This window comes from Pseudomonas saxonica, assembly GCF_007858365.1.
GTDB classification, from domain to species: domain Bacteria; phylum Pseudomonadota; class Gammaproteobacteria; order Pseudomonadales; family Pseudomonadaceae; genus Aquipseudomonas; species Aquipseudomonas saxonica.
The window spans coordinates 472,422-492,440 of sequence record NZ_VFIO01000003.1; the positions used below are offsets into that span (position 1 = coordinate 472,422).

Below are 20,019 nucleotides of genomic sequence, written 5' to 3' on the forward strand. Positions count from 1 at the left end.
GGCTTTTAGTCCCCTCTCCCTCTGGGAGAGGGTTAGGGTGAGGGGCTTTTGACCTTTAGAGCGCCATCGGCGCCCGTTCACATAATGTATTCAGCGCCTTGGCCCACTCAGGGTTGTCATTGAGACACGGCACAAGCACCAACTCTTCCCCCCCCGCCTCAATAAACTGCTCGCGCCCACGATCGCCAATCTCTTCCAGGGTTTCAATGCAATCGGCCACAAACGCCGGGCACATCACCAACACCTTCTTCACACCTTGCTTGGCCAACTCATCCAGACGTGCCTCGGTATAAGGTTCGATCCACTTCGCTCGGCCCAAACGCGACTGGAACGCGACTGACCATTGCCCCTCAGCCAAGCCCATGCGCTGCGCAAAAGCTTGCGCCGTTCGCAGGCATTGCGCCCTATAGCACGTAGCCATGACCGCAGGCGACGCATACTGGCAGCAGTCCTCACTCTTCAGGCAGTGATTGCCGGTGGGGTCGAGCTTATGCAAGTGCCGCTCGGGCAAACCATGAAAACTCAGCAGCAGGTGATCGTAATCCTGCTCAAGGTGCGGCCTGGCACTCTCCACCAAGGCATCCAGGTATTCAGGCTGATCATAAAACGGCTGCACAATTGAAAACTGCACCGCCAGCTTTTTGGTTTTGACCACCCGCTTGGCTTCTTCAATCACCGTAGTCACCGTACTGTCGGCGAACTGTGGATAAAGCGGCGCAAGCGTGACCTTTTTAATCCCTTGAGCCGCCAAACGGGTCAACACCGTTTCGATGGAAGGCTCGCCATAGCGCATGGCCAATTCCACCGGCCCCTGTTTCCACTCCTTGGTCATAGCCTGCTGCAAGCGCCGACTAAGGACTACAAGTGGTGATCCTTCGTCCCACCAGATGGACGCATAGGCATGGGCTGACTGCTCGGGACGCTTGATCAGGATCAGCGACACAATCAAACGCCTCAAGGGCCACGGCACGTCAATGACGTACGGGTCCATCAAAAACTGGTTCAAGTAGCTGCGTACATCCGCTACCGAAGTAGAGGCCGGCGAACCCAGGTTAACCAGCAAAAGCGCGTGCTCGGTCATGCAACATCCTATTTCAGAGGCGGGCGGACAAATCATCCAGCGCCGCACGTAAATCAGTGAACTGAAAAATGAACCCGGTGGCCAGCAATCGGGCCGGTGTCGCCCGCTGACCACCCAGCAACAACAGTGACAACTCACCCAAACCGACCCGCAGCACAAACGCGGGCAACGGTAAAAATGCCGGGCGATGCAACACTTGACCCAAGGTTTTGGCAAATTCGGCATTACGTACAGGGTACGGCGCGCAGGCATTATATGGGCCGGTCGCGGCATTCTCATGCACAAGAAAATCAATCAGAGCTATTTGGTCTTTGATATGAATCCACGGCATCCATTGCCGCCCATTGCCTATCGGGCCGCCCAGCGCCAGCTTGAAGGGCAGCAACAAACGTGACAAAAAGCCACCTTCAGCAGCCAGTACCAGCCCCGTGCGCACCAACACCACACGTATGCCCAATGCTTGAGCACGCTGCGCTGTTTCTTCCCAAGCGATACACAGATGGCTGGCGAAGTCGTCATTGACCGGAGGCGATTCCTCCGTCAGTTCGCGCTCGCCACCATCGCCGTACCACCCCACAGCCGATCCGGAGACCAATACCGAAGGCTTCTGTTCGCGGCTTTCAAGCCAGGCCACGAGTGTTTCAGTCAGAGTAATTCGACTGCTCCACAGCACAGACTTGCGCTTACGAGTCCACGGGCGATCTGCTATCGGCGCACCAGCCAAGTTAATGACCGCATCCAACGGTTCTTGACCCAGCTCTTCAAGAACGGCAACACCCCTGACTCCCTCACCACACAATTCCCTCACACGCTCAGGGCGCCGACTCAATACACTCAGGCGATAGCCTTTGGCCAGCCAATGCCGGCAAAGCTGGCGACCGATCAAGCCTGTACCGCCGGTCAGCAAAATGTGCATGAGGTGATCCTCGCTGTAAGTTTTATCGGATGCACTGGTCTATTTTTAAAGAAAGCCCAATCCTCAGGGCCTCTGACCTGAAAGAAGAATAGGCCAGACTGACCCGACAGGCGCACTAAAACCTATACTAATAAAATAATTTGTACAGGAATTAACGAGGCAGTAGTCTGTGCAAACTGGATCGAGGCCACTATGACTGTACCTATCGCAATTATCGGGGCCGGCATTGCCGGGCTTTCAGCAGCACGCAAACTTCACGATGCCGGACTCACGGTGCACTTGTTTGACAAAAGTCGGGGCAGTGGCGGACGGATGTCCAGCAAGCGCAGCGACGCCGGCTCACTGGATCTGGGGGCTCAATACTTCACTGCCCGCAACCCGCGCTTTGTTTCAGAAGTTAATCGCTGGCACTCCGAAGGCTGGGCCAGCGAATGGAAGCCGCATCTGTACAACAATCACACAGATGGTCAATTGACCCCTTCACCCGACGAGCAAACACGCTGGGTCGGCAACCCGCGCATGAGTGCAATTACCCGGGGCTTGTTAGGCCATTTGACCGCGAGCTTCATGTGCCGGATTACCGAGCTGATTCGCGGTGAAAAACACTGGCACCTGCAAGATGCCGAAGGCAATGACCACGGCCCGTTCAGTCATGTGATCGTGGCGACCCCGGCACCGCAGGCAACGGCCCTGCTCGCCACTGCACCCAAGCTTGCCAGTGCTGCCGCCGGCGTAAAAATGGACCCGACCTGGGCCGTGGTTCTCGCCTTTGAAACGGCATTGGACACGGTCATCGATGGTTGTTTTGTACAAGACAGTCCACTCGACTGGGTGGCTCGCAACAGCAGCAAACCCGGGCGTGACAGCAAACCGGACACTTGGGTTCTGCACGCAACCAGCGCGTGGAGCAAAGAACACATCGATATGCCCAAAGAAGCCGTCATCGAACATTTGCATGGTGCATTTGCCGAACTGATGCATATCACCGTTCCCGCACCGATCTTTACCTTGGCGCACCGCTGGCTGTATGCACGTCCTGCGGGAGCCCATGAGTGGGGTGTTCTGGCAGACTCCGATCTGGGCCTCTATGCCTGTGGCGACTGGTGCCTGTCCGGGCGGGTCGAAGGCGCATGGCTGAGTGGACAGGAAGCTGCCCGCCGGGTCATCGAGCGTTTGCAGTGAATCGCATCAACCCTCGCAAACTGCTGCTGTCCAAGTGGACAGCAGCCACGCCTGAACACCGCGAAAAACACTTCCTGGTCACCGACGTGTTTTGCGATGAGGAAGGCACCGTGCTCGATATCGAGCTGCAAGCGGTGCTGACCCAACGCACTCAGCGCATGCCCTGGCAACGTCTGCAGGACATGCAGACCTGGACAATGGGCTGGAAATAATAGACGCCCTCCCCCCTGCGAACCCCGCAACCTCACAAATAGCTGTACAAGTAATTTGACTTGTACAACGCCAAGCCTATGATGAACTCAAGTTGTACATCTTACAAAAGATGTACAAGAAATTCTTGGAGGTTCATGACATGGCCAACGACACCTCAACGCGTTGCAAGCCCAAAATCGCCATCAGCGCTTGCTTGCTGGGAGCGGAAGTTCGCTTTAACGGCGGCCATAAAGAGTCGCGGCTGTGCAGTCAGGCCTTGAGTGAACATTTCGATTTTGTGCCCCTGTGCCCTGAAGTCGCGATTGGTCTGGGCATTCCGCGCCAACCGATCCGTCTTGTCGGCGACCCGGCCATGCCCCAAGCAGTAGGCAGCGTCGACAGCACGCTGGATGTGACTCACGCACTGCATGACTACGGCGTGAGCATGGCGGCCACGCACACTGATATTTGCGGCTACATCTTTATGCAAAAGTCGCCTTCCTGCGGGCTTGAGCGGGTGAAGGTGTACCAGGATGGCGGCAGACCGGCAGAGTTGAGCGGGCGAGGCATTTATGCACAGGCCTTTTGCGCCGCGCATCCCGATTTACCGGTCGAAGAAGACGGCCGCTTGAACGACCCCATCCTGCGTGAAAACTTTCTTACCCGGGTATACGCCTACAGTGCGTGGCAAGACCTGCTCAAAGCGGGCCTCACCCGCCGCTCACTGACCGAGTTTCATGCGCGCTACAAATACCTGCTGATGGCCCACCATCCCGTGCAATACAAAACATTGGGCAACCTACTGGGCAGCATGGGGAAAGCGCCCCCTCAAGCCATTGCAGCGCAGTACTTCAGCGAACTGATGAAGGCGCTGAAAAAATGCGCGACCCGGCGCACTCATACCAATGTGCTGCAACACATTAGCGGCTACCTCAAGCAATCCATCAGCCGCGAAGACAAGCAAGAAATGCAGCAATTGATCGTGCAATACCTCAACGGCATTGTGCCGCTGGTCGTTCCGCTTACGCTGCTCAAACATCACTTTCGCCTGCACCCGGATCCCTATATTGCGCGTCAGGTTTATCTGCAACCGCACCCTGAAAATCTCAGCCTGCGTAATGCGATCTGACCATGAGTGATGACCGCCCCATGACGAATATTCCCGACAACGACTACAGCCAGGCACTCGCTGAAGGCTGGCGGCCGATCCGCGAAGTGGCCCGTATAACCGGCGTGAATGCCGTGACCCTGCGCGCGTGGGAGCGCCGCTATGGCTTGATCGTTCCGCACCGCACGGCCAAAGGCCACCGCCTGTTTTCGCCCGACCAGATTCTGCGCATAAAGCACATCCTGACCTGGCTTAACCGCGGTGTATCAGTGAGTCAGGTGAAACCGTTACTGGACTCTGCGCCCGCCTTCCACGAGCCTGCTGATAATGACTGGCAGGCGTGGCGGCAAGCCCTGACGCGGGCAATCAGCGAACTGTCCGAGCGCAAGCTCGATGACAATGTGAATCAGGTGATGTCGCTCTACCCTGCCCGCACACTCTGCAAACAACTATTAATCCCCCTGATCCGCGAGCTGGAACAACGCTGGCAGGGCCAGTTCGGCACGCAGCTGGAGCGCGCGTTCTTTAACTCCTGGTTACGCAGCAAACTGGGGGCGCGGGTTTACCACAATAATCGCTCAGTAAGCGGCGCCCCCGTTCTGCTGATCAACCAGTCGTCCCAACCCTTCGAAGCCGCTCTATGGCTGACCGCTCTGCTGGTCAGCAGCAGCCATTGCCCGGTTGAAGTCTTCGACACGCCAGTACCCGCGGGTGAGCTTGGGCTGGCTGTTGAACGCCTGAAAGCCCGTGCGGTAGTGCTCTACTCAAGCCAAGCCCTGAACACCCAGCTATTGCCCAAACTATTGGCCGGGATCAACTGCCCGATTGTGCTTGCCGGAACCTGTGTCCGTATCCACAGCACGGAACTGGCCATCACTACCACCGAAATTGCCGGATTGACGCTTGCCAACGACCCGCTTGAAGCCCACCAGCAACTCGACCAACTCGGTCTTATATAAGCGAGGAATTGACATGCAACTTATCTGGCTACGCAGCGACTTGCGTCAATCCGACAACACCGCACTGAGCGCCGCCGTCAAACGCGGCCACACCGTGGCCGTATACCTGATCAGCCCGCAACAATGGCTGAGCCACGACGATGCAGCGTGCAAAGTCGATTTTTGGCTACGCAATCTGGCCACTCTGAGCGACAGCTTGCAGGCACTGAATATTCCCTTGCTGATTAGAACGGCGGATACCTGGGATCAAGCCCCAGCCGTGCTCCTTGAGCTGTGCCAACAACACGGAATTGAAGCGGTACATGCCAATCAGGAATATGGCATCAATGAAACCCGCCGCGATGAAGCCGCCGCCAAGGCGCTGGAGGCCCAAGGCATAGAGTTTCACAGCTACCTGGACCAACTCCTGTTTCAGCCGGGTACTGTGCTCACGCAGTCGGGTACTTATTTCCAGGTCTTCAGCCAGTTCCGTCGGATCTGCTACAACCACCTGCACCGCGCACTCCCGCCAATCGTCGAGTCGCCTCAGGCACAAACAGCCGTAACCATCGAGCGCGATGCCATTCCACAATCGGTCGACGGTTTTATCCAGCCAACCGAGTCATTGCGCGCACTGTGGCCCGCTGGCGAGCGTCATGCCCAGCAACGGCTGGCGCACTTTGCCGATGAGCAGATCCATTACTACAAGGACGAACGCGATCTGCCCGCCAAACCCGGCACCAGCCAGATTTCGCCCTACCTTGCAGCCGGTGTCATTTCCCCTCGGCAATGTCTGCATGCGGCATTGCGAAGCAATCAGGGCGAGTTCGAAAGCGGCAGCCCAGGCGTGTATACATGGATCACCGAACTGCTGTGGCGTGAATTCTATAAACACATTTTGGTGGGCTACCCACGGGTTTCGCGTCACCGCGCCTTTCGCCTTGAAACCGAATTCCTGCCGTGGCGTGACGCCCCCGAAGAGTTGGCGGCCTGGAAAGAAGGCCGTACTGGCATTCCCATCATCGACGCGGCCATTCGCCAACTGCTGGACACTGGCTGGATGCATAACCGTCTACGGATGGTCGTGGCCATGTTCCTCACCAAAAACCTGCTGATCGATTGGCGCGAAGGCGAGCGCTTTTTCATGCAGCATTTAATTGATGGCGATCTGGCGGCCAATAATGGCGGCTGGCAGTGGAGCTCATCGACCGGAACTGATTCAGTACCGTATTTCAGGATTTTCAACCCGCTCAGTCAGTCCGAACGCTTCGATCCCGAAGGCCGCTTCATCAAACACTGGCTGCCGGAGCTGGCCGATCTGAGCAAAAAGGACATCCATAACCCATCCATTGCCGGCGGACTGTTTGGCGTGGCCGATTACCCACGGCCAATGGTCGACCTGAAAAAAAGTCGCGAGCGCGCGCTCACCGCTTTCAAAAATTTGCCGTCGCGGGCACTGGCGGTGGGTGGAGATGAATAAGTCCCGGCGTATCTGGCTCACAGGCGCTAGCAGCGGTATCGGCGCGCACATGGCCGAAGAACTGCTCAAAAGCGGCGCAACGCTGGCCTTGAGTGCACGCACTCTTGCACCGCTGCAAGCGTTATCCGACCGTTTCCCCGGCCAAGTCCTGCTGGTGCCGGGAGACTTGACCGACAGTGCACACGTGCGAGCAATCGGTCAGCAGATTGCTCAAGCCTGGGGTGCGCTGGACACCGTCATTCTCAACGCTGGCACCTGTGAATATGTCGATGTTCGCCATTTTGATGCCGCGCTGATCGAACGCGTAGTACGCACAAATTTATTGGCCAACAGCTACTGCCTGGAGGCTGCCCTGCCCTTGTTACGGGCAGGCCTGCGCCCGCACCTGGTCGGCGTCGTCAGTAGCGTGACCTTCTGGCCGCTGCCGCGGGCCGAGGCCTACGGCGCGTCGAAAGCCGGGCTGCGCTATCTGCTGGAGTCGCTGCGCATCGATCTGGCCCATGAAAACATCGACGTCACCCTGGTCAGCCCCGGTTTTGTCGACACCCCGCTGACTGAAAATAATGATTTCCCGATGCCCATGCGCTGGTCAGCGCCAAAAGCTGCACAGCATATATGCCAGCATCTGGACAAACGGCCTCTGGAAATCGCTTTTCCAGCGCTGTTTATCGCCATTCTGAAACTGCTGTCGAGTCTGCCTAAACGCCTGCAACTGGCACTAGGCAAGCGCCTGGCCAGAAACTCTGACGAGAAGCCATCATGAAAATCGCCATCATTGGCAGCGGCATCTCAGGGTTGACCTGTGGCTATCTGCTGCATAAAGAACACGACATTTGTGTGTTTGAGGCCAGTGATTGGGTAGGCGGTCACACCCATACCGTGGACGTCAGCGTACAGGGGCAGCGTTATGCCATCGACACGGGCTTTATCGTGTTCAACGACTGGACATACCCCAACTTCATCAAGCTGCTGGACCAACTGGGTGTGAGCTCAAAAGCCACAGAAATGAGCTTCTCAGTGTGCGACCCCAGCAACAACCTTGAATACAACGGCAACACCCTCAACAGTTTGTTTGCCCAGCGCAGCAATCTGTTATCGCCCGGTTTTTGGGGCATGCTGCGCGACATTCTGCGATTCAATCGTGAAGCGGTGCGCGATCTGCAAGAACAGCGCATTGCCGTCGACACCCGTCTGGGCGACTACCTGCAACAACGTGGCTATGGCGAGCGGTTCATCCAGCACTACATCGTGCCCATGGGCGCGGCCATCTGGTCCATGTCTTTGAGCGATATGCTGGCCTTCCCTCTGCAATTTTTTGTGCGCTTTTTTAAAAACCACGGTTTGCTAAGCGTCAGTCATCGCCCGCAATGGCGAGTCATTGAAGGGGGATCCAGCGCTTACGTAAAACCGCTGAGTGCAGGCTTTGCCGAAAAAATCCGCCTTGGCTGTCCAGTCACCGGAGTCGAGCGTGACAACCAAGGCGTAACGATTCACAGCCCCAGAGGCAGCGAACGCTATGACAAGGTGATTTTTGCCTGCCACAGCGATCAGGCGCTCACACTGCTGGCAAAACCCAGCGCAGCGGAACAGCAAATCCTCGGCGCCCTGCCTTACGCAGATAACGATGTTGTCCTGCACACCGACACGCGACTGTTGCCCGACAGGAAATTGGCATGGGCCAGCTGGAACTATCGACTAGGCAATGCCGGACAACACCGCGCCGCCGTCACGTACGACATGAACATTTTGCAAGGGATACAGAGCGATACCACGTTCTGCGTCAGCCTGAACCAGCGCGCAGACATTGACCCTGACAAGGTGCTGGCCAGCTACACCTACGCCCATCCGCAATACAGCCTCGATGCCGTGGCAGCTCAAGGCCGCTGGCCAGAACTGATGGGCGCGCAGCACAGCTATTACTGCGGGGCTTACTGGGCCAACGGCTTTCACGAAGATGGCGTGGTCAGCGCGTTGCGCGTCGCCCAAGCCTTCGGCCACCGGCTATGAACAGCGCCCTGTACAGCGGCTGGATTGCCCATCGACGCTTTGCGCCGACCACCCATGCTTTCCGTTATCAGATTGGCTTGCTGTACCTGGATCTGGATGAGCAAGACGCTGTGTTCGGGCTGTCACCGCTGGCAGGCAACAGCCGTTTTTCGCCCTTTTCATTTCGTGAAACCGATTACCTGAAGACCTACACCCACGCCGGCATGCGCCTGATCGATGCAGTTCGCCAACTCATCGGCGAAGCCCTTGGGCGCACACCCCAAGGTGCCATTCGCCTGCTGACGCAAGCCCGTAGCTGGGGGCTTTCGTTTAACCCGGTCAGCTTCTTCTACTGCTATGAAGCTGACGGACAACTGGCCGCTATCTTGTGCGAAGTGAGTAACACACCGTGGCGCGAGCGTTATCACTACGTGCTCCCGGCAGTCGGTGACGGTCACCAGTACGTTGCCGTGGCCAAGGCCTTTCACGTGTCACCTTTCTTGCCGCGTGACCTGCAATACCGCATGAGCTTCAGCCCGCCTGATACACGGCTCGGCGTGCACATGGCCGACTGGCAAGGCGAACTGAAACTGTTTGATGCCACCCTGAACCTGCACCGCAGCACGCTTGATCGCGCTGGGCTGCATCGCTACCTGCGCCAATTCCCGTGGATGACGGCCAAGACCTGTCTGGCCATTTACTGGCAAGCGTTGCGCCTTTTTATCAAACGCACACCGATTTTCCCCCACCGGGCCGCCGACGGCGTATTACGCATTGCCGCCCAGCAACCAGAGAATAAACGTCATGAAAAGCCCTAGCCTGGTGAGCAAGATTTCTCGGTTCAGTACCTTTAACCTGACCAGTGGGCTGCTGCGCGAAGGCGTGATGCGCCAGCTCAGCCAACTGCACAAGGGTCTCTTGGTTATCTTTGAAAACGGCGTGCGCCAGACCTTCGGCGACAACACCTCAACATTGGTCGGTGAAGTACAGATTCATGATCCGAGTGTGTGGGGCATGATCGCCAGCAAAGGCTCCATTGGCGCTGGCGAGGCGTTCATTCACGGCTACTGGAGCTCACCCGACCTGACCCGAGTCATCCGTGTACTGGTCAGCAATATGGATGTGCTCGATGCCATGGAAGGCGGCTTGGCACGATTGGGCCGTCCTTTTATCGGGGCATTACACTGGGTTAATCGTAATACCCGCACAGGCTCGCAAAAAAATATTGCCGCACATTACGACCTTGGCAACGAGATGTTCGAGCAGTTCCTTGACCCGACCATGATGTACTCAGCGGCTCAATTCCTCAGCCCTGACGACACCCTGGAGCAAGCGCAGCTCAATAAACTGCAACGTATTTGCCAAAAACTCGACCTCAAACCTCAAGACCATTTGCTCGAAATCGGTACAGGCTGGGGCAGCATGGCGATCTATGCGGCACAGCACTACGGGTGCAAGGTCACGACGACCACGCTGTCCAAGGAACAATTCGATTACACCCAAGCGCGGATCGTTGCACAGGGCTTACAGAATCAAGTGACACTGCTGCTGGAAGACTACCGCGATCTCACCGGGCAATACGACAAGCTGGTCTCCATTGAAATGATTGAAGCCGTTGGCCATCGTTTTTTACCTGTCTACTTCAAACAGTGCTCGCACCTGCTCAAAAGCAACGGATTGATGTTGCTGCAAGCCATCACCATTCGTGATCAGCGTTATGAACAGGCAAAAAACAGCGTGGACTTTATACAGCGTTATATCTTCCCTGGTGGCGCCCTGCCCAGCCTGCAAAAAATGCTCGAAATCATCACCCGCGAAACTGACATGAATTTGATGCACATGGAGGACTTTGGGCTGCACTACGCCAAAACCCTGCGCTTGTGGCACGAAAACTTCCGTCATGCCCATGGCCGTCTGAACGAACTGGGCTACGACGAATACTTTCTACGCTTGTGGGAGTTTTACCTGTGCTACTGCGAAGGCGGATTTCTTGAGCGCAGCATAGGCACAGCGCAACTGTTACTGGCAAAACCTGCCGCCATGCCGCAACCCGTGCTTGGGCGCCTTGATGCTTAAAACCCTGATCAACGCCGGGCTGTTTCAGCTCGGCTGGTTTGCCTGTGTGTTGGGCGGCAACAGCCCGTGGCTATTGCTCGCCTTTGCGGCGTTAGCAGTACACGTTCTGTGGGTAAGCCGTTCTTGGAGCGAAATCCGTTTGATAGTGGCCGTCTGTGTGATCGGTACGCTGGTGGACAGTGTATTGCTCAACGCCGGGGTATTTGAGTTCAAACACGCAAGCGTCTTGATTCCACTCTGGCTGATCGTGCTCTGGGCCTTATTGGCAACCACATTGAGGCATTGCCTGGCATGGACAGCCCGACCTGTCTGGCGGGCAGCGTTATTGGGGGCCATTGGCGGGCCGTTGTCGTATTACGCGGGGCAACGGATGGGGGCCGTATCGTTCGGATATGGCCTATGGCCTACGCTGGCAATGTTATCCGTCATTTGGGCGGGGTTGTTTGTGGTATTGCAAGGGTTGGCAGGCAGGCATGTTTAGCACCTTAAGTACCGTGAAGCGCTTGGCTTGAGCCTCTGCAGCACATCGAGACCAATCAATAAAACCCTGCTTGATCATTTAATGAGTTATTAACGCAACACATGCAACGACGGGAATGCAATGAATACTAATATAAATACTGTAGGAATTATCTGAAACTTTACCTGCGCACTGGATATACCACTCAAAAAAAGTCAACCTCCTCGACAGCCCTCGCCACCCAGCTTATTCAACTAATACTGTGCTACCCACGCGAACGACCGAGGCAGCCTCAGAATGAAGCCGCGCGATTATTAGTTAATTTATTCCCTCGCGCTTAGGTTTATCTGCCTGCTGGTTTAAATGAAACGAATTAAATGAAAAAAATAGTTGCTTAGGGAAACTCTGAAAATGACTTCCAAATCTGGTGTAACACCCGCCTGACACGAACACCACGGTCGAGTCCCGATGAAACAGATGTCCTTCGGCGATGCCGAGTACGCCGGCAAACGTAAGCAGACCCGCCGCGAGCGCTTCCTGATCGAAAGGGACAAGGCCGTGACTCAGCGAGAAGAAGCTGTGTGCTGGCGGTTGGTGTGATGAGGCCAAAGCACCTGATAACCGTACTTGCAGGCATGATCCTGATCACCTGCGATAGTGGCACCGGCCTTGTACGCACGAGCGATAAGGCTCCTTTAAAGCCGCTTGACGATTTCAAAGCGGACTTGGCCTTTACCTGCGTTCACGAAGCTATTCCTGCGCCTTCGGCCGACACCGATGTGGTTTTTAAATACGCTCACTGGCTGCAAAAAAACAACCTGTACAAGCAGGACAAAACAGTGGATGCCGAGATTAAGCGTCTTTACCGCATTGCCGCCGAAAACGGTCATTTCATGGCTAATATCAACTTGCAAAATGGCAAATTTGCGCTCCGTAACGCGGAGCATCTGCGCCTGAGTCAGCAGTTGATCGACGCCAATGTGGCTACGGGTTACTACTTTATTGGCCGCTTCCTGAAGCACGGTTCGGCCGGGTTGGAGTGGGATCAAAATATGGCGCTGCGCTACTTTCGTAAGGCGGCGGATATGGGCAGCGCAGATGCTCAATACTATGTAGGAGACAAGCTTTACTACATCAATATTGCTCCGAAAATAGTCGCCGCAATGTATCGTTGCGCTGCAGAACAGGGCAATAGTGAGGCTTCTGTAGCACTCGGCGTTCATCTTAAAGATGAACGCCATGAACATGAAGAAGTACTTGAAGCATTTCAACTTGGAATAGCTGCTGGCTCTAGCACTTCAGCTTCGTTAATGCATGAAGTTTTTAGTAACCCTTCATCAAATGCCTTGCCCTACCTTGGCCAACAAGAAGACCTCGAACGAGCCGATCGCTATAAAAAAATAGGGCGGATTCTTACTAGAAACTTTTACGCGGATCCCACCGTTCCAGAAATCAACGAAATTGTCCCCCTCCCCCCAGCCAAACTCCCCGCTTGGGACGGCAAGCTGCAATCGGTTGAAGTATGGCTGGCCAATGTACCGCCGCCCAAACCCACGCCACAACTGATCCAGCAATTGGCCAAAACCAAAACTCTGGATCCGGCCACCGGCGAACCGATGCCAAGCTCTTCCTCACACAGCGAAAACTAATTTCTGAAGCCGACTTGCAGCAGCGGCTAAGCCTGCCCGCAGAGGCAACTACAACTAAATGGAGCAACACCATGAGCACACCTAAAAAAGACGATGTGACGATTACGTTTGATATAGCCCCGCAATTGCCTGAAGTAGAGGGTGAAAGCATTGTTCAGTCCGACGTCCAAGGCCTGATTAGCGCAGCTCATTCATAGGGCAACCTGGTGAAAAAATTGAGGGCGGTTTGAAGTGCATTTGTCCTGACGGGGTAACGATAAGCTTGATTGACGGTGATATCACCATCTATCGAATGGACTTTTTTGAGGGTGGCCATATCGAGGTCGCGTATTCACAAGAAGGCCAAGTGAAGGGATTTACCGGTCGAAACGTTAACCAGACGCTGAACCAAAACAACGCACTTATGGTTAGACGACTCCATTCGCCAGCGCCCTGAAATAACGGCGCGCCAGTCAGTACTCACGACTAAACACTCTTTACAGTCAATGAATCTCAGGAAATATCATGCGTATTTTGAAACGATGGAAGGCTCTCCTCATCAGCCAATGGTTAAGTGCGGCGGGTCTCGGCCTAATGATCATGGTGCCCCCTGTACAGGCCCAAACTACACCGAAGGCCGCTCAAGAGATTCAGGGCTTGCTCGACTTTGTCGAGCACAGTGAGTGTCTGTTTGTGCGCAACGGCAAAGAATACCCGGGTGCCCAGGCGAGTGCCCATTTGGGTAAAAAGCTGGCTTATCTCGAAGGCAAAAACCGGGTGAGCAGTGCAGAAGACTTCATTGATCTAGGGGCCACTAAAAGCAGTATGACGGGCACTGCCTATGAGGTTCGATGCCCGACAGGTGTACAACTGGCGAGCCTTTGGCTTACCACAGAGCTAAAAAGGCAACGACAGCTTCGACCGTAGGGTGTGACACGGGATTGCTATTGTTCATCGCTTCAACTCTGTTGGTTTTTACCGTTGCATAGAGGGGACGGGTATTCTTTGAGCTACTAAAAATCAGAGACACTATAAAGACCTCCGACAACAGGGAAGTTTTAACGCCATTCGTTTGATTCACTTTAGTGAAACAGAGATTACCACTCAAGCAGTTGAATACCTCTCTAACAATGGCTTTCTCAGCGGCCGTCTTTTCCCCGGTCGGGGCGCAACATCAATCAGCAATAAGAATCCCCCTTCGGGCCGACATGACATTTGAGCTGACAAGGCAGTTTAGTGATTCAGTCAACGCGTATTGGAAAGAACATGGCTTGAGCGCTCATGTTTAATTAACCTCGCTCAGTGGCCGCTTTAACCAAACACTCTCCCCTCGCCTGCGGACATACTGATGCACCCTTCAAACGCCGCCTTCTTGATCAGTATGTCCTGCCTGGCCGTATTCCTGTCGCAACTGGGCATGATGATGTACTTGCCAGCGTTGCCTTCAATCGCCCAGGCATTGAACACCACTCAAGACCTGACCTCATTGGCGCTGCCTGTGTATCTGGCGGGCATGGCGCTGCCCATGTTGCTGTGGGGCAAGTGGGGAGCAGCGCTGGGCATCAAGCGAATCATGATGGGTTCGCTTTTACTGTTCAGCGTCAGCAGCGCACTGTTGAGCCTGTGCACGCAGATCGAAACCTTCATTTCACTGCGGTTTGTCCAGGGTATGGGCGCCAGCGGCCTCTCGGTCATGGCACGATCATTAATCGCGCAGCATTTTAAAGGCAGTGAGTTGGCCAAAGTTTTGTCGTGGCTGTCTATCGCCTTTGTCATCTCGCTGGGCATTGGCCAATACGCAGGGGCGGTGTTAATGAGCGCCTTTGACTGGCCTGTCATATTTTGGGGACTGGGAGCGTCTGCCCTCATTCAGATTGTTATGGTTTACGCCTATTTGCCTGACTCACCACACGTCAGCCATACACCCGTTTGCTGGAGCCATTATCTGACGCTTGTGCGGCACCGGCCTTTCTTGCTCCCGGTGCTGATGGGGGGCTTGGGCTACGGAATCATTATTGGATTCAACACGGCGGCGCCTTCGATCTTTCAAAACACGTATCAGTGGTCTGCCTACGACTATGGGCAATTAGGCTGGGCAATGAGCCTGGCTTATCTACTGGGGTCACTGGTTGTTAACCGATACGTCACCGTCTGGGGCCAAACGACGATGAGCCGCATGGCTATCAGGGTGATGTTGGCCGCAAGTACCGGAATGATGGCCGCATTGTGGATAAATTCCACGTCCGCACTGCTCTTGTGGTTGCCGTATTGTTTAATCATCTGCGGGCAAGCGATCAATTACCCCATCAGCTTGTCTCAAGCCAGTGAGCATTCCCCTGTTGGCGGCCCTTATGCAATGGCGCTGTGTGGGTTTATCCACCAGGTGCTGGCGGCGGTGATTGGCGCGTCAGTCAGTGGGCTGGGTATTCAACAGCCGATAGCTCTGGCCAGCCTCTGTTTGCTATTGGTCGTCATGGTGCTGGGTGTGAAGATTATGCAGCCAAGGGCTTGACCCGTTTAGCGAGCTGATCGCCTCAGTCTGTCTGGCGTTTCACACATAACCCCGACTCTGCCTTACACTGCGCGCCTATGACCAACATCCCCCTGACTGAAATTACCGAACCCGCCGTCACCTGTTCGACGTGCGCGGCATGCTGCTGCCAACTGGAAGTGATGTTGATCACGGACACGGGCGTGCCTGAGCGCTTTATCGACAACGATGACTGGGGTGGTGAAGTGATGCTGCGTCTGGATGATGGCTGGTGTGCAGCGCTGGATCGCAACACCATGATGTGCACTATTTATGAAGTGCGCCCGCTGATTTGCCGCGAGTTCGAGATGGGAGAAGTCGAATGCCTCAACGAACGTCAAGGCATCACGACCGCGTATCGCTAGTTACAGTGGCATCGTGTAATGCAGCGCGTAGCTTTCTATGCCGTCGTTGTTGCTGGAGAGTCCGGCATTGGAATAGTGAGTAGCGCGAATACCCACTTCATGCCCACCGTTGAAACGCAGGCCAAAACCAAGGCGGTCTTCAAACTGGAAGGCCGTGCCCAATTCCTGCTCTTCAACTTTGGTCTTGGAGAACAGCGATACACCGATGCCTGCCTCGACATACGGCTTAACTGTTTCGCCAGCAAATTCGTATACAAACACCGGAGAGAACGTCAGGCTGCTGGCGCTCGAAGACTTGTCTCCATCCCAGTAGGTGTAAGCACCATCCCAATAGCCGGTCAGGCGGCCCACATCACTTTGTAGCCAACTTTTGTCCCAGTTGGATTTCAAACCCAGTCGATAGGTCATGGTCGACTGGCTGCTATGCCCAACACTAAATTCGACGCCCGCCGCTTGCGCAGTGTAGCTATACCCCAGAATGGAAGCCGCAAGCGCAGCCAGGCAAAACAATTGCTTCATAAGAAAATCCTATTTTCGTATGCATAGGTCAGTAGTTGTGTGTCTCATCAGACAGCGGTTATGAATCCAATCAAACGCTGAAAGTTCATCCAATTTAACCAAAAATTACCTTTTTTTACTGCCCGAAGCTTTGCACACTTCCTGATTTATTCCATAGCATCGGCAGGATTTTTCTTAAATGTTGCGCAGAAGCGCTGGTCCAAAACTGTGTGTCAGCTGCCGGGCCGGATGCCAGCAAATCGCGCTCAGCCAGTAGACGGTGTAATTGGCGAGCCACGGCGGCGCCCGTGTCGATCAAGATGACCGAAGAAGGGAGCATCTGACTGAGCAGAGGCTTGAGGAAGGGATAATGCGTACAGCCCAGAATCAGGGTGTCGCAACCGGCCGCCAGCAAAGGCTCGACATACCCCTGCAACAACGTACGCAAGGCCTCGCTGTGCAGGTCGCCGGTTTCTATTAACTCCACCAGGCCCGGACAAGGCTGGGTGATGACGCGCACATCACTGGCAAAGCGATCCAGCAAGGCAGCGAATTTGGCACTTTGCAAGGTACCGGTCGTGGCGAGCACGCCGACGACGCCGCTGCGTGTCGCTGCGGCGGCTGGCTTGACCGCGGGTTCCATCCCCACAATGGGCCACGCGGGGTAACGCTGACGCAGGTCGGCAACAGCCGCCACGGTAGCGGTATTGCAGGCCAGCACCAACGCCTTGGCCCCTTGCTGTTGAAAAAACTCGGCCATCACGGCACAACGCTGACGGATAAACTCGGGGCTTTTTTCGCCATAAGGGATGTGCCCGCAATCCGCTACATAGAGCAGCGACTCACTGGGCAGCCGTTGATTGATTTCGTTGAGCACCGACAAGCCGCCGACGCCGGAGTCAAACACACCAATCGGTGCTTCACGCATGGCCGCATACGCTGCATGCCGGATCGCGCTTAACCCGCAACTCGCGAAAACGCGTGCTCATGGCATCAATCAGCAACAGACGACCCACTAATGGCTCGCCAAAACCGGCCAGCACTTTGAGGGCTTCCAGAGCTTGCAAGCTGCCTACGAGCCCCACCAACGGGCCACTGACCCCGGCCTCACTACAGGTCAATTCTTCTTCGCTGCCATGCCCGTATAAACAGTGGTAGCAAGGGCTGGCCGCCTGGCGTGAGTCAAACACCGACAACTGCCCTTCCAGCCGGATCGCAGCACCGCTGACCAGCGGTTTGCGTGCAGCCACACAGGCGGCGTTGACCGCTTCACGGGTGCTGAAGTTGTCACAGCAATCAAGCACCAGATCAACAGCGGCCACTGCGTCCGCCAATGAGTCAGCTTCCAGCGCCGAGCGATGGGCGACCAATTTGATTTCAGGGTTGATTGCACTCAGACGGCGTAGCGCCGAATCGACTTTGTGTTCGCCCACGCTGTCGGTGTCATGAATAATCTGGCGCTGCAGGTTGGTCAGGTCAACGCGGTCGAAGTCGGCCAAGTGCAGCTCACCCACTCCCGCCGCCGCAAGATAAAGGGCAACGGGCGAACCCAACCCGCCTACACCGACAATCAGTACACGGCTGTTTTTCAGCTTTAGCTGACCGTCAATATCGACCTGCTGCAACAGGATCTGTCGGCTATAGCGCAACAGTTCCTGATCGGTCAGCACGGCAGGCGACCCAAGGTAATGCGCTCATGAGCGCCCAAGTCCTTGCGACTTTCAATCTGTTCGAAGCCTGCCGTGTGCAACAAATCACGCACGGCGCCAGCCTGATCGTAACCGTGTTCAAGCATCAGCCAGCCGCCGGCATTGAGGTGTTGCGGGGCTTGCGCGACGATTTCACGCAGGTCGTCAAGGCCATCGGCACCGGCCACCAACGCACTTTCAGGCTCGAAGCGCACATCGCCTTCAGCCAGATGAACGTCGCCGGCGGCTATATAAGGCGGGTTGCTGATGATCAAGTCAAAGCGTTGATCTGCCAGCGCGCTGAACCAGTGACTGGTGAATACACTGACGTTTTCAAGCTGCAAGCGCTGACGATTGCGCTCGGCAAGCGCCACGGCTTCGAGCACCCGGTCAACTGCCGTGACCTTCCATGCCGGACGTTCACTGGCCAGCGCCAAGGCGATGGCGCCGCTGCCAGTGCCCAGATCCAGCACACGAGCCGGAGTTGCAGGCAATAACGCCAACGCCGTTTCGACCAGTAGCTCAGTGTCCGGGCGCGGGATCAGCGTGTGCGGTGCCACTTCCAGGTCAAGGTTCCAGAAACCCTGCTGCCCTAGAATGTAGGCCACCGGCTCACCCGCACGTCGACGCATCAGGTACTCGGCAAAGGTCAACGCTGCTTCGCTGCTGACAATTTTTTCAGGCCATGTGTGCAGATAACTGCGCGACTTGCCCAACGCGGCCGCCAGTAACAGCTCCGCGTCAAGACGGGCTGTCGGCGAGTCCGGCAGCTCTGCGGCACGTAACAAACTGGCAATAATGGTCATTTATTCACCCAGCGCTGTCAGTTGGTCCGCCTGGAATTCCGCTAGCAACGGCTCAATAACGGCATCCACACCGCCAGCCAGAACGTCATCCAGAGAATACAAGGTCAGGTTGACTCGATGATCTGTCACGCGTCCTTGTGCAAAGTTGTACGTGCGGATGCGCTCGGAGCGGTCTCCAGAGCCCACCAGCAACTTACGCTCACTGGCAATGGCACTGGCCGCGGCGCTGGTTTGTTGATCGTTCAATTTAGCCGAAAGCCAGGACATCGCCCGTGCCCGGTTTTTATGCTGGGAACGCTCTTCCTGGCACTCGACCACAATGCCTGAAGGCAAGTGAGTGATACGAATCGCCGAATCGGTCTTGTTAACGTGCTGGCCGCCTGCGCCTGAGGAGCGGTAGGTATCGACGCGCAAGTCTGACGGGTTGATCTCGATAACCTCTTGCTCGTCCGGTTCTGGCAGCACGGCCACGGTACAGGCAGACGTGTGAATACGGCCCTGGGATTCGGTCGCGGGTACACGCTGCACGCGGTGCACGCCGGATTCGAACTTCAACTTGCCGTATACATTCTCACCTTCAACCCGAGCAATGACTTCTTTGTAGCCACCATGTTCACCCGGGTTTTCCGACAGGATTTCGAGTCTCCAGCCACGTCGCTCAGCGTAGCGCGAATACATGCGAAACAGATCACCGGCAAAAATCGCCGCCTCATCACCGCCGGTGCCTGCGCGGATCTCGAGGAAGACGTTGCGACCGTCATTCGGGTCTTTAGGCAGCAGCATGCGCTGAAGGTCTTTTTCCAGCTCGACCAGTCGCTCTTTGGCTTCGCGCACTTCCTCAACGGCCATTTCCCGCATGTCAGGGTCGTTGTCCTTGAGCAAGGCTTGCGCACCTTCAAGGTCTGCCTGCACCTTGAGCCACATCGCATACGTTGCAGCAATAGGCTCAACTTCGGCGTATTCCTTGGAATAGGCGCGGAATTTGGTCTGATCCGAAATAACTTCGCCATCGCCAAGCAAAGCGGTCAGTTCTTCAAAACGGTCCTGGAGGATGTCCAGTTTATTAAGCAGTGACGCTTTCATTA

23 protein-coding genes are annotated in these 20,019 nt (G+C 55.7%); 16 read left to right on the forward strand and 7 right to left on the reverse strand.

Going from position 1 to position 20,019, the window contains the following annotated elements; genetic code table 11:
* Positions 1-55 precede the first annotated feature (55 nt).
* A complete protein-coding gene (hemH, locus tag FJD38_RS11915; RefSeq protein WP_122786368.1) occupies positions 56-1,081 on the reverse strand; it encodes a ferrochelatase in 1,026 nt (341 codons plus the stop codon).
* Between the two features lie 13 nt (positions 1,082-1,094).
* Positions 1,095-1,997 (reverse strand): TIGR01777 family oxidoreductase, encoded by a 903-nt coding sequence (locus tag FJD38_RS11920; RefSeq protein WP_146385448.1) that lies wholly within the window; start codon positions 1,995-1,997, stop codon positions 1,095-1,097.
* A gap of 192 nt (positions 1,998-2,189) precedes the next feature.
* On the opposite strand from FJD38_RS11920, the gene FJD38_RS11925 reads away from it, so the two are divergent.
* The 16 genes from FJD38_RS11925 (at position 2,190) to FJD38_RS11990 (ending at position 15,942) form a co-directional block, all read left to right on the forward strand.
* Positions 2,190-3,179 carry an NAD(P)/FAD-dependent oxidoreductase gene (locus tag FJD38_RS11925; RefSeq protein WP_122786366.1) on the forward strand — a complete coding sequence of 330 codons (990 nt, stop codon included), beginning with the start codon at positions 2,190-2,192 and terminating at the stop codon, positions 3,177-3,179.
* Entirely contained in the window at positions 3,176-3,391 is a 216-nt protein-coding gene (locus FJD38_RS11930; RefSeq protein WP_122786365.1) for a TIGR02450 family Trp-rich protein, read from the forward strand. The genes FJD38_RS11925 and FJD38_RS11930 overlap by 4 nt, the downstream gene beginning before the upstream one ends.
* 140 nt (positions 3,392-3,531) lie before the next feature.
* Entirely contained in the window at positions 3,532-4,500 is a 969-nt protein-coding gene (locus tag FJD38_RS11935) for a DUF523 and DUF1722 domain-containing protein (protein ID WP_146385450.1), read from the forward strand.
* A 2-nt stretch (positions 4,501-4,502) separates the two neighbouring features.
* The gene (locus FJD38_RS11940) at positions 4,503-5,438 is read left to right on the forward strand and encodes a MerR family transcriptional regulator (RefSeq protein WP_122786364.1); all 936 of its coding nucleotides are present in this window, start codon (positions 4,503-4,505) and stop codon (positions 5,436-5,438) included.
* A 13-nt stretch (positions 5,439-5,451) separates the two neighbouring features.
* Positions 5,452-6,897 (forward strand): deoxyribodipyrimidine photo-lyase, encoded by a 1,446-nt coding sequence (gene phrB / locus FJD38_RS11945; protein WP_146385452.1) that lies wholly within the window; start codon positions 5,452-5,454, stop codon positions 6,895-6,897.
* Positions 6,890-7,660: an SDR family NAD(P)-dependent oxidoreductase gene (locus FJD38_RS11950; protein ID WP_146385454.1), complete on the forward strand. Its 771-nt coding sequence runs from the start codon at positions 6,890-6,892 to the stop codon at positions 7,658-7,660. Before phrB ends, FJD38_RS11950 begins: the two co-directional genes overlap by 8 nt.
* Positions 7,657-8,904, forward strand: a complete 1,248-nt coding sequence (locus FJD38_RS11955; RefSeq protein WP_146385456.1) for an NAD(P)/FAD-dependent oxidoreductase — start codon at positions 7,657-7,659, stop codon at positions 8,902-8,904. Before FJD38_RS11950 ends, FJD38_RS11955 begins: the two co-directional genes overlap by 4 nt.
* Positions 8,901-9,701, forward strand: coding sequence for a DUF1365 domain-containing protein (locus tag FJD38_RS11960; protein WP_122786360.1), 801 nt, complete (start codon positions 8,901-8,903; stop codon positions 9,699-9,701). Before FJD38_RS11955 ends, FJD38_RS11960 begins: the two co-directional genes overlap by 4 nt.
* The gene (locus FJD38_RS11965) at positions 9,688-10,959 is read left to right on the forward strand and encodes an SAM-dependent methyltransferase (RefSeq protein ID WP_146385458.1); all 1,272 of its coding nucleotides are present in this window, start codon (positions 9,688-9,690) and stop codon (positions 10,957-10,959) included. Before FJD38_RS11960 ends, FJD38_RS11965 begins: the two co-directional genes overlap by 14 nt.
* Complete coding sequence (locus tag FJD38_RS11970; protein ID WP_146385460.1) at positions 10,952-11,440, forward strand: DUF2878 domain-containing protein; 489 nt, start codon at positions 10,952-10,954, stop codon at positions 11,438-11,440. The genes FJD38_RS11965 and FJD38_RS11970 overlap by 8 nt, the downstream gene beginning before the upstream one ends.
* Before the next feature lie 447 nt (positions 11,441-11,887).
* Positions 11,888-12,019: a hypothetical protein gene (locus FJD38_RS24975; protein WP_280116028.1), complete on the forward strand. Its 132-nt coding sequence runs from the start codon at positions 11,888-11,890 to the stop codon at positions 12,017-12,019.
* 35 nt (positions 12,020-12,054) lie between these two features.
* On the forward strand, positions 12,055-13,068 hold the full coding sequence (locus FJD38_RS11975; RefSeq protein ID WP_341874133.1) for an SEL1-like repeat protein: 1,014 nt from the start codon (positions 12,055-12,057) through the stop codon (positions 13,066-13,068).
* 71 nt (positions 13,069-13,139) lie between these two features.
* Positions 13,140-13,265 (forward strand): hypothetical protein, encoded by a 126-nt coding sequence (locus FJD38_RS24980; protein WP_280116027.1) that lies wholly within the window; start codon positions 13,140-13,142, stop codon positions 13,263-13,265.
* A 307-nt stretch (positions 13,266-13,572) separates the two neighbouring features.
* Positions 13,573-13,974 (forward strand): YfeK family protein, encoded by a 402-nt coding sequence (locus FJD38_RS11980; RefSeq protein WP_146385462.1) that lies wholly within the window; start codon positions 13,573-13,575, stop codon positions 13,972-13,974.
* Between the two features lie 421 nt (positions 13,975-14,395).
* Positions 14,396-15,559 carry an MFS transporter gene (locus FJD38_RS11985; RefSeq protein ID WP_146385464.1) on the forward strand — a complete coding sequence of 388 codons (1,164 nt, stop codon included), beginning with the start codon at positions 14,396-14,398 and terminating at the stop codon, positions 15,557-15,559.
* 77 nt (positions 15,560-15,636) lie between these two features.
* The gene (locus tag FJD38_RS11990) at positions 15,637-15,942 is read left to right on the forward strand and encodes a YkgJ family cysteine cluster protein (RefSeq protein ID WP_122786355.1); all 306 of its coding nucleotides are present in this window, start codon (positions 15,637-15,639) and stop codon (positions 15,940-15,942) included.
* Here the strand turns inward: FJD38_RS11990 and FJD38_RS11995 are convergent, their stop codons facing one another.
* The 5 genes from FJD38_RS11995 to prfA all read right to left on the reverse strand — a co-directional run bounded on the left by FJD38_RS11995 (position 15,943) and on the right by prfA (position 20,017).
* A complete protein-coding gene (locus FJD38_RS11995) occupies positions 15,943-16,461 on the reverse strand; it encodes an acyloxyacyl hydrolase (protein WP_122786354.1) in 519 nt (172 codons plus the stop codon).
* 115 nt (positions 16,462-16,576) lie between these two features.
* A complete protein-coding gene (gene murI, locus FJD38_RS12000; protein WP_146385465.1) occupies positions 16,577-17,368 on the reverse strand; it encodes a glutamate racemase in 792 nt (263 codons plus the stop codon).
* The gene (locus FJD38_RS12005; protein WP_146385467.1) at positions 17,361-18,110 is read right to left on the reverse strand and encodes a molybdopterin-synthase adenylyltransferase MoeB; all 750 of its coding nucleotides are present in this window, start codon (positions 18,108-18,110) and stop codon (positions 17,361-17,363) included. Before FJD38_RS12005 ends, murI begins: the two co-directional genes overlap by 8 nt.
* The gene (prmC, locus tag FJD38_RS12010; RefSeq protein WP_122786351.1) at positions 18,104-18,934 is read right to left on the reverse strand and encodes a peptide chain release factor N(5)-glutamine methyltransferase; all 831 of its coding nucleotides are present in this window, start codon (positions 18,932-18,934) and stop codon (positions 18,104-18,106) included. Before prmC ends, FJD38_RS12005 begins: the two co-directional genes overlap by 7 nt.
* Positions 18,935-20,017, reverse strand: coding sequence for a peptide chain release factor 1 (gene prfA, locus FJD38_RS12015; protein ID WP_122786350.1), 1,083 nt, complete (start codon positions 20,015-20,017; stop codon positions 18,935-18,937). It abuts the gene before it with no gap.
* Positions 20,018-20,019: the final 2 nt, after the last annotated feature.

Excerpts from the sequence above, each read along its gene's own strand:
- hemH (WP_122786368.1), bottom strand. The coding sequence starts at position 1,081 with ATGACCGAGCACGCGCTTTTGCTGGTTAACCTGGGTTCGCCGGCCTCT.
- FJD38_RS11920 (WP_146385448.1), bottom strand. The coding sequence starts at position 1,997 with ATGCACATTTTGCTGACCGGCGGTACAGGCTTGATCGGTCGCCAGCTT.
- FJD38_RS11925 (WP_122786366.1), top strand. The coding sequence starts at position 2,190 with ATGACTGTACCTATCGCAATTATCGGGGCCGGCATTGCCGGGCTTTCA.
- FJD38_RS11935 (WP_146385450.1), top strand. The coding sequence starts at position 3,532 with ATGGCCAACGACACCTCAACGCGTTGCAAGCCCAAAATCGCCATCAGC.
- FJD38_RS11940 (WP_122786364.1), top strand. The coding sequence starts at position 4,503 with ATGAGTGATGACCGCCCCATGACGAATATTCCCGACAACGACTACAGC.
- phrB (WP_146385452.1), top strand. The coding sequence starts at position 5,452 with ATGCAACTTATCTGGCTACGCAGCGACTTGCGTCAATCCGACAACACC.
- FJD38_RS11950 (WP_146385454.1), top strand. The coding sequence starts at position 6,890 with ATGAATAAGTCCCGGCGTATCTGGCTCACAGGCGCTAGCAGCGGTATC.
- FJD38_RS11955 (WP_146385456.1), top strand. The coding sequence starts at position 7,657 with ATGAAAATCGCCATCATTGGCAGCGGCATCTCAGGGTTGACCTGTGGC.
- FJD38_RS11960 (WP_122786360.1), top strand. The coding sequence starts at position 8,901 with ATGAACAGCGCCCTGTACAGCGGCTGGATTGCCCATCGACGCTTTGCG.
- FJD38_RS11965 (WP_146385458.1), top strand. The coding sequence starts at position 9,688 with ATGAAAAGCCCTAGCCTGGTGAGCAAGATTTCTCGGTTCAGTACCTTT.
- FJD38_RS11970 (WP_146385460.1), top strand. The coding sequence starts at position 10,952 with ATGCTTAAAACCCTGATCAACGCCGGGCTGTTTCAGCTCGGCTGGTTT.
- FJD38_RS24975 (WP_280116028.1), top strand. The coding sequence starts at position 11,888 with ATGAAACAGATGTCCTTCGGCGATGCCGAGTACGCCGGCAAACGTAAG.
- FJD38_RS11975 (WP_341874133.1), top strand. The coding sequence starts at position 12,055 with ATGATCCTGATCACCTGCGATAGTGGCACCGGCCTTGTACGCACGAGC.
- FJD38_RS24980 (WP_280116027.1), top strand. The coding sequence starts at position 13,140 with ATGAGCACACCTAAAAAAGACGATGTGACGATTACGTTTGATATAGCC.
- FJD38_RS11980 (WP_146385462.1), top strand. The coding sequence starts at position 13,573 with ATGCGTATTTTGAAACGATGGAAGGCTCTCCTCATCAGCCAATGGTTA.
- FJD38_RS11985 (WP_146385464.1), top strand. The coding sequence starts at position 14,396 with ATGCACCCTTCAAACGCCGCCTTCTTGATCAGTATGTCCTGCCTGGCC.
- FJD38_RS11990 (WP_122786355.1), top strand. The coding sequence starts at position 15,637 with ATGACCAACATCCCCCTGACTGAAATTACCGAACCCGCCGTCACCTGT.
- FJD38_RS11995 (WP_122786354.1), bottom strand. The coding sequence starts at position 16,461 with ATGAAGCAATTGTTTTGCCTGGCTGCGCTTGCGGCTTCCATTCTGGGG.
- murI (WP_146385465.1), bottom strand. The coding sequence starts at position 17,368 with ATGCGTGAAGCACCGATTGGTGTGTTTGACTCCGGCGTCGGCGGCTTG.
- prmC (WP_122786351.1), bottom strand. The coding sequence starts at position 18,934 with ATGACCATTATTGCCAGTTTGTTACGTGCCGCAGAGCTGCCGGACTCG.
- prfA (WP_122786350.1), bottom strand. The coding sequence starts at position 20,017 with ATGAAAGCGTCACTGCTTAATAAACTGGACATCCTCCAGGACCGTTTT.